The organism is Mycobacterium sp. (genome assembly GCF_032159775.1).
GTDB lineage: Bacteria > Actinomycetota > Actinomycetes > Mycobacteriales > Mycobacteriaceae > Mycobacterium.
This window is the reverse complement of record NZ_JAVHWK010000165.1, coordinates 1-7,296: the sequence shown is the minus strand read 5'-3', so window position 1 is coordinate 7,296 and position 7,296 is coordinate 1. Positions and strand designations below refer to the sequence as shown.

General features: G+C 62.8%; 9 protein-coding genes. 4 read left to right on the top strand and 5 right to left on the bottom strand.

Annotated features, from left to right (window positions below; all coding sequences use genetic code 11):
* The coding region (locus tag QOJ24_RS21945) for an SDR family oxidoreductase (RefSeq protein ID WP_526265100.1) at positions 1-360 on the bottom strand (360 nt) is incomplete at its 3' end.
* A 108-nt stretch (positions 361-468) separates the two neighbouring features.
* Between QOJ24_RS21945 and QOJ24_RS21940 the strand changes: the two genes are divergently transcribed.
* Positions 469-1,293: a hypothetical protein gene (locus QOJ24_RS21940; RefSeq protein ID WP_526265098.1), complete on the top strand. Its 825-nt coding sequence runs from the start codon at positions 469-471 to the stop codon at positions 1,291-1,293.
* A 69-nt stretch (positions 1,294-1,362) separates the two neighbouring features.
* Here the strand turns inward: QOJ24_RS21940 and QOJ24_RS21935 are convergent, their stop codons facing one another.
* From QOJ24_RS21935 to QOJ24_RS21920, 4 genes are all read right to left on the bottom strand, one after another.
* A complete protein-coding gene (locus QOJ24_RS21935; RefSeq protein WP_526265097.1) occupies positions 1,363-2,295 on the bottom strand; it encodes a cytochrome P450 in 933 nt (310 codons plus the stop codon).
* A 292-nt stretch (positions 2,296-2,587) separates the two neighbouring features.
* Positions 2,588-3,538, bottom strand: a complete 951-nt coding sequence (locus QOJ24_RS21930; RefSeq protein ID WP_526265095.1) for an SAM-dependent methyltransferase — start codon at positions 3,536-3,538, stop codon at positions 2,588-2,590.
* Positions 3,535-4,359, bottom strand: coding sequence for an alpha/beta fold hydrolase (locus tag QOJ24_RS21925; RefSeq protein ID WP_526265093.1), 825 nt, complete (start codon positions 4,357-4,359; stop codon positions 3,535-3,537). The genes QOJ24_RS21930 and QOJ24_RS21925 overlap by 4 nt, the downstream gene beginning before the upstream one ends.
* A gap of 294 nt (positions 4,360-4,653) precedes the next feature.
* Positions 4,654-5,286: a TetR/AcrR family transcriptional regulator gene (locus QOJ24_RS21920; protein WP_526265091.1), complete on the bottom strand. Its 633-nt coding sequence runs from the start codon at positions 5,284-5,286 to the stop codon at positions 4,654-4,656.
* A gap of 79 nt (positions 5,287-5,365) precedes the next feature.
* Here QOJ24_RS21920 and QOJ24_RS21915 point away from each other — a divergent pair, with 79 nt between their 5' ends.
* The 3 genes from QOJ24_RS21915 to QOJ24_RS21905 form a co-directional block, all read left to right on the top strand.
* Positions 5,366-5,785, top strand: coding sequence for a limonene-1,2-epoxide hydrolase family protein (locus tag QOJ24_RS21915; RefSeq protein ID WP_526265089.1), 420 nt, complete (start codon positions 5,366-5,368; stop codon positions 5,783-5,785).
* A gap of 102 nt (positions 5,786-5,887) precedes the next feature.
* Positions 5,888-6,397, top strand: coding sequence for a nuclear transport factor 2 family protein (locus QOJ24_RS21910; RefSeq protein ID WP_526265087.1), 510 nt, complete (start codon positions 5,888-5,890; stop codon positions 6,395-6,397).
* Positions 6,398-6,460: 63 nt separating this feature from the next.
* Positions 6,461-7,296, top strand: an 836-nt coding sequence (locus QOJ24_RS21905; RefSeq protein ID WP_526265086.1) for a cytochrome P450, incomplete at its 3' end; no start/stop codon positions are given.

Below are 7,296 nucleotides of genomic sequence, written 5' to 3'. Positions count from 1 at the left end.
ATTGACGTCCAGGGTGCGCCGGAAGGCGTCGATCGATTCCTCGACCGCGGGCGCGGGGGCACCGAAACCGGCGTTGTTCACGACGATGTCGATACGTTCGAAGCGGTCGATCGTGCGGGGAACGATCGCTTCGACGTCGGTGTCTTCGGCCAGATCAGCTGTGACCGGAAGGACCCGACCGAGTTCGCCCGCCAGCGCGGCAAGCCGGTCTGATCGTCGTGCGACGGCGACCACCGAAGCACCCGCGGCGTGCAGGACACGCACGAATCGGTCACCCAGACCGCTCGACGCCCCCGTGACGATAGCGACCTGACCGCTCAGGTCGAACAGTTCATCCGGAGTCTGCGGCGGCCTGATCATGCGGAGCCCGGGGCTCTGCAGGTACCCGTCTTAGTGGTGAGAATCATGGGAACTGTCAACTCAGCCTCACTCGTACGTATATAACCTAGTTCACCATATACTCGCGTGGTGACCGTCCAGCCGAGCGCCCCATCGATGCGTACTTGGGTGGTCGCAGTGCTGGAACTCGTCGGCGCCCTGATCCTGGCGCGAGTCATCGTGTGGGCCGAACCGCCGGCGACGGAGCACGGCGAACACGGCGTGGCGATGCCGGGCATGGCCGGCGCACCCCGGCCGGACGTGCTTTGGACGTGGCCGGTGTACGCCGGGATCGCGGTGACCGTTGTAGCCGTCGTCTGGTGGCTGCTGAGCAGACAGGCAGGCGCGGCCGTGGTGTGCTCCATCGCGATTACGACATGTGCGGCGTCGCAGCCGGTGCGCGTGCTTGCGACACAGTCGCATCTCATCGCGATGGTGGTGCTCGAACTGCTGATGGTCGTGACCCCGCTACTGGTTGTGACGGTGTTGTCGCGGCCCACCGGTGTGCGGCCTGCGAGCAGGCGCGGCTGGTGGTCGTTGGTCGTCGGGTCGGCGCTGGCTTACTCGGCACTGCTGATTGCTCTTCACATCCCCGCCGTCCACCACCGTGGCGTCGAGTTGGGTGTTGCGCCCCAATGGGTGGCGTTGGCAGCGCCGTTGATCGGTATCGGCTACTGGTTCGGCGTGCTGAACACGGCGGAGGTGGTATCCGTAAAGGCCCGGCGCGCCTCACTTTTGGGTGCGCAGGAGGTCGCCGCATTCATCGGACTGCTTACCTTGTTCGCAGCGTGGGGAGGTACGGACCATCACAGCCCGCTGGGGATTCCGGCCGTTTGGGACCAAGTCCTGGGCGGCCTGCTGATGATGGCGACCTGCGCGGCCGTAGCCATTCCCCTGGCCAGGCGGATGCGCTAGGCGAATCGCCGTGCCACGAGCGCCTTTCCGATATGGCTTCGATTGACCGCTCGGCTGGTCCTCGGAGTTCTAGACGTCCCAGATCAGAGGAAGTGTAGAAAGACCCAGCTGGCCGCCTGACTCGAACAGTTGCGCATCAACATCGAGCCGGTAGGTCGGGATGCGCTTGTGCCATTCCTCCATCGCGATCTTCAGTTCACGCCTGGCGAGGTGCGAACCCAGGCAGCGATGGGGTCCCGCGCCAAAGGCGATGTGGTTGTTGGGCTTACGTTCTATGTCAATGGTCCGAGCATCTTGAAACGCGGCGTCGTCACGTGTGGCTGCGGCGAGCGGAATGTTGACCATGTCGCCGGCCTTGAAGGGACACCCCTGAATCTCGATGTCTTCGCTAACCTTTCGGGCCGGGATGACGATCGCGTACGCGCGAACGAATTCCTCCACGGCGGTTGGAATCAGGTCGGGCTGCCGCAGGATCCGTTCGCGGTCTTCGGGGTTGCGAGCCAAATGCAGGAAGATCCAACCCAGAGTTGCTGACACGGTGTCCAAGCCAGCCATGAACATCAAGAGACAGAAGGACAGTAGGTCAGCATCGGTTACCGGCTCGCCGTCGACTTCGTAGGTGAGGGCCTTGCTGACAATGTCATCGCGTGGCTCAATGCGGCGCTCGGCGATGATGGCCGAGAAGCGTTGCATCACCGCCATCGACGCTTCAGCTCGTCTTTGCATTCCCTCTTCATCGTTGGCCATGTGCAAGATCGCGTGTTCCCACTCCATGAACTGATTCAGCTCGTCGACGGGAAGACCCATCATCTCGAGAAAGATGCTCGTGGGGAATTGCTGCGCGAAGTCGGCCATGAAGTCACACGAGCCCTTGTTCGCGATCGCCTCGATGAGGTCCACAGCGCGCTGCCGCACCGCGTCGTCGAGGCGTTCAACCGCGCCGGGGGAGAACAGCGGACCGAGTTGGCGTCGCCATTGCTTGTGTTCGTCGCCGTCGAGCATCTCGGGAATCCACTTATATTGCGGATCGGGGTCCAGCGCGGTGACGACGCTGTTGGAGAACGCCTGGGGGTTCTGCAGGATCGCCAGAATTCCTTCGTGGTTGACGACCGTCCAGAATCCTGGTCCGAATTCATTTCGATACCAGGGAAATTGGGCTCGCAGTTCGTCGTAGGTGCGTATCCACGTGCCTGCGGGCTTGGGCTCCGTGTAGTCGAAATTGAGCACTGGGCACTTGTCGGTCTGGTTGTCCGTAGTCGTCACGGCTGGTCCGCCCCCTTCAGGTTGTTGCTTCTCATGGTGTCGTCTGGATCTCCGCACTAATCAGGGCCGCTACTGGGATGGCTTCGGCGAGGTCGGCGGGGACCGGACGACCCACTCGCGCCATCTCATCGCAGCTGTCCAGGGTCGTGACGGCCCAGCGATGCTCCGCCAGCAGAGCGGCCACGTCGGTTGGATCGTCTTGCTGGGTCAACGTCGTGACGTCGACACCGACGCCCAGTCGCTCCCGTATCTTTGCGTTGTTCTTTCGCCACGCGGCCATCCGTTCTGGCCCGAGATGCGTGGTGGCGCTGGGATAGGCCTCGGCCGCAAGTCGACTTCCCGGAGCACTCAGAGCGGTCACGTCCGACACCAAACGCCGCTGGGCGGCGGAGGGGACGTAGGGCAGGAGACCCTCGACGAGCCAAGCCGTCGGTGTCCAAGTCTGGAAGCCGCGTTCGATCAAGGCAGCTCCCCAGTCCTCGCGCAGATCGACGCATACGGGTTCTAGCGTCGCGATCGGCTCCACATGGCATGCGGCGAGGGTGGACAGCTTGAACGTCAACACGTCTGGCTGATCGATCTCGTAGACCGTGCACTGGCGTAGACACGTTAGCCGGAATGCGCGCGCGTCGAGTCCGGCGGCGATGATCACGACCTGACAGATGCCGGCGGCGACGGCATCGGCGCAGAATCGGTCAAAGAAAAGGGTTCGTGTAGCGACGAATTCACGCGATGAGACCATCAGGCGTCGCCCACGGTCGTCGTCCTCATCAAGCCATGACATGTCCGCGCAAGCGAGGCGCTGCCAGCCGGACACCCCGACACCACGGACCAAGATCGGCGCAATGTCATCGTGAATCAACGGGTTCGGCTGGACGGTTTCCGCGGCCCGATACGCCGCGACTCCGAGTGCGGTCGCACCGAGACTGCTGGTGATGTCCCACGTGTCGCCCGCGCTGTCGGACGGCCGCTGGTGCGTCATCCGAGAATCGCCGCGGCCAGCTTCTGCGGCGCGTCCAGCATGACGAAGGTCGAACAGTCTGGAATCTCAGTCAACGTGGCCTGCGGGAACGCGTCACGGAGTCGGTAGGCGTGGCTGAGGGGGAACAGCTCGTCGTCGGTCCCCCAGGCCAGGGTGACCGGTTTCTCGAAAGCCTCGATCGCCGCCGCCGCACGCATGGTGAGCGCCGGATCCAGTGACGCGGTCACGGCCACGGCATCTCGCCGGGCCGCCCCACTAGTGGCGAAACCGCCGAAGATCTCCCGCTGACGTTGGCGGGTCGGAGGGTGCTTCGACACCGCCTTGAGAAAGAACCTCTGCCCCGGCCCCGTGGCCAGCAGACGCAAAATACCGCCCCCGACTGCAGTGCTGAACCGGCATACCTTCACGATCTGCGCGAAGGAGCCGGGCGGGAAATGTTCGTAGCTATCACAATTGGTCAACACCAGGCGAGCGATACGGGACGTCTTCAATGAAGGATCACCCAGCGACGCAAGAACCAGGCCGCCACCGGTGTCGTTGGCCACCACAGTGACGTCGGTCAAATCGAGCTTCTCCATGAAGTGCACAAAGCGGCGGGAGGCGGCTTCTGCACCAATGTCAGCGCCGTTGGTCTTCGTGCTGTGCGCCCCGAGCGGCCACGTCGGCGCAATGCAACGATAGCCCTCGCCGAGCTCCGCTGCGACGTCGTTCCACAGGGCGCCCGTGACATACACGCCGTGCACGAACAGCACTGTCGGCCCCGAACCGGTGTCGGTGTACTCGATGTCGAGCCCATCGACACGAGCGATGTGAGTGGTCATCGACCGTCCTTCGTTCGAATCGGCGAATCTACAAGCTCCAAGGACGTTGTCTCGCAACTTGGCTGACGTCGGCAGGATCTACACATGTCGGATATTCCAATTGACGTTTGGGGGACAGGTCATCTGGCAAGCTCGGAGCTCACCGCGAAGCTCGCTAATGATTAGTCGAGGACTGACAGGCGGTAACACATGTTGGCTGTATGCGTTACGCATACAGCTAGTATGTTCAGATGCGTACTAGGGTGTCAACCACCGGAAGAATCGGTCTCGCCGCGTGCAGAGCCAGATCCGGCGTCAACGCGATCGCGGAGGAGCGCCCAGCCCGGCCAGCAGTTGACTGATTGCCGCGATTCCCTGCTCGCGGGCGGCCATCGGGTCCGGCGAGTTCGCAATCACCAGTGCGGCTTCGTCCGCAGCCGCCAGCAGGACGTGCGCCAGCACGATCAGCGGCTGGGCTGGCAGCGAGCCTTCGAGGACGGCACGTTCGAGCAGACCGTGAATCGCTCCGATGCCGTATCGGCCTTCAAGTTGACGCCAGGTTTGCCAGCCAAGAACAGCGGGCCCATCGATGAGCAAGATCCGCTGTACCTCAGGGGTAAGCGATGCATCGAGGAATCTCAGCAGTGCGGAGCGCAGCCGCCCGAGGGCGTCGCCGGTGTCTTCCAGGCCGCTGGCTGCGGCGAGCAGGTCCTCTTCCACCTGCTCGAAGACCGCTTGGAACAAGGCGCGCTTATCCCCGAAGTGGTGATACAGGGCCCCGCGCGTCCCGACACCGGACGCGGTCACGATCTCTTCGGTCCCGGTGTCGAAGTAGCCCTTCGCGACGAACAGCCTGCGGGCCGCACTGACCAACGCCGCGCGGGTGGCTTCGGCTTGGACTGTGCGAGGAGTCTTCGTGGCATTCGCGCGTTGTTGACCTCGGGGCACGTCCTCAGTATATTCGCATACTGGCTGTAGGTGGACTACATTCAGTCTGTATGTGAAAAATACTCTGAGAAGAGGCGACATGACAGATCCGCTTGAGATCGTTGGCACCTTTTGTGGGCTGATGGAGCGGCGCGACGTAGCGGCCCTGACGCCGTACCTCGCCGTCGACGCGATCTACCAGAATGTCGGCATGCCGGCGACCGTAGGTGCCGACGCGATCGCCGAGAATCTAGGCCAGCAGTTTGCCGTGTTCCCCGATTCCTACGCGTACCAGATGATCAACATCGCCGCGTCGGGTGACACCGTGCTCACCGAACGTCTCGACATGATCAAAACGCCAGCCGGCGAGCTGGTGGGAGTTCCTGTGATGGGGACGTTCGTGGTTCGCGACGGCAAGATAGCGCGTTGGACCGATTACTGGGACACCGGTCTGCCGGTCAAAATGATGACCGGTGAAGACGTGTCCGGGTTGATTCCCAGCGACTACCTGTCGGTCTGAGGGCCGCGGTCGGAGTGACTGTCTCTGAGACGGATTGGTTCAGGCGCCTCGGCACGCGGAGTGAGCAAACCATGCAGAAGAACGAGCTGAGAGGGATAGGGCATGGATCGTGACCCAGAGGTGCAACGCCTGCTCGACGAGGCGGCCATTCGCCGTCTGCTGGCCCAGTACCCGCGAGCAATCGACCGGCAGGATCACGAGCTTCTGGCTTCGCTGTTTCATCCCGACGCGATCGACGAACACGGCCCTATCAATGGTCCTGCAGCCGATTTCGTGAACTTCATGAAGTCCGGAAGTGTCGCGGGACACCACTGGATGCACCACAACGGAACGCAATTGATCGATATCGACGGCGACGTCGCGTACACCGAGACCTACACGCTGGCGTTCTACCGGGAACCCGATGAAAGCGGCAACCAGAGCGACCGAGAAGTGTTCCTCCGGGTCCGGTATCTCGACAAGGTCGAACGCCGCGACGGGCAGTGGCGTATCGCGCACCGCAAGGTCGCCTTCTCGCCCTGTCATGTACTGACCGTGACCGAGGAATATCCCATGTGGGAGGGCACGATCCGGGAGGGCATGGTCGGCGCCGACGTCAGCTACCACCACTAGGAGACCATGATGCAGCCCACGACCAGCCCTAATGAGCAGTCAAATTTTTACGAGTCAGCGCCGATGGCACTGGACCGCAGTGCCGGGTGGCGCTACGTGCGGGAGCGCGGCGACGTGTTCGAAGCCGACGGGATGTGGTATCTGACCAGCCTGGAAGCGGTCAGGTTCGCGCAGCACCACCCCGAGATCTTCTCCTCGGCTGGCGGATACGACGTTGGCAGCCCAATTCCCATGGTGCCTTTGATGATCGATCCTCCCGATCACGCGCGCTACCGGCGCCTCCTGGACCCGATGCTGTCGCCCCGCGTCATCAACACCCTCGAAGACGACCTGCGCCAGCAAGCTGCCCAGCTGGTCGAACCTCTTGTCGCCAAGGGCCGTTGCGATGCCATCACCGACCTTGCAGAGCTCTTCCCGACGCAGGTGCTGCTCACGCTGTTCGGGTTGCCGGTCGCCGACCGCGACAAATTCAAACTGTGGTCGGACGCCGTGACGTCCGACGCGTCCAAGAGTGAGGCCACCCCCGCGGCAATGGAAGCCGGAGCGGCACTGCTCGGGTATCTGCAGGAGCATGTCAGCTTCAAACGCAGCCACCCGGGTAGCGACGACATGATTGGTCGCCTGCTGACAGTGTCGGAAGACGAGGGCCTCACAGACCTCGACATCTTGGGCATGTGCTTCCTGTTCGTCCTCGCGGCATTGGACACCACGACCGGCGCTATTGGATTCACCATGTACCACTTAGCAAGACGTCCCGACCTGCGGCAGACCGTCATCGACGATCCGAGATTGATCAACCCGCTGGTCGAGGAGATCCTCCGACTCGAGCTGCCCGCTCCGATGGTCCCCCGGCGCACCACTCGCGAGGTCGAAGTGTCTGGAGTCACCATTCCCGCTGG

Bases quoted from the DNA above. Each gene is read 5' to 3' on its own strand.
- QOJ24_RS21935 (WP_526265097.1), bottom strand. From the start codon at position 2,295: ATGCTCGACGGCGACGAACACAAGCAATGGCGACGCCAACTCGGTCCG.
- QOJ24_RS21930 (WP_526265095.1), bottom strand. From the start codon at position 3,538: ATGACGCACCAGCGGCCGTCCGACAGCGCGGGCGACACGTGGGACATC.
- QOJ24_RS21925 (WP_526265093.1), bottom strand. From the start codon at position 4,359: ATGACCACTCACATCGCTCGTGTCGATGGGCTCGACATCGAGTACACC.
- QOJ24_RS21915 (WP_526265089.1), top strand. From the start codon at position 5,366: ATGACAGATCCGCTTGAGATCGTTGGCACCTTTTGTGGGCTGATGGAG.
- QOJ24_RS21910 (WP_526265087.1), top strand. From the start codon at position 5,888: ATGGATCGTGACCCAGAGGTGCAACGCCTGCTCGACGAGGCGGCCATT.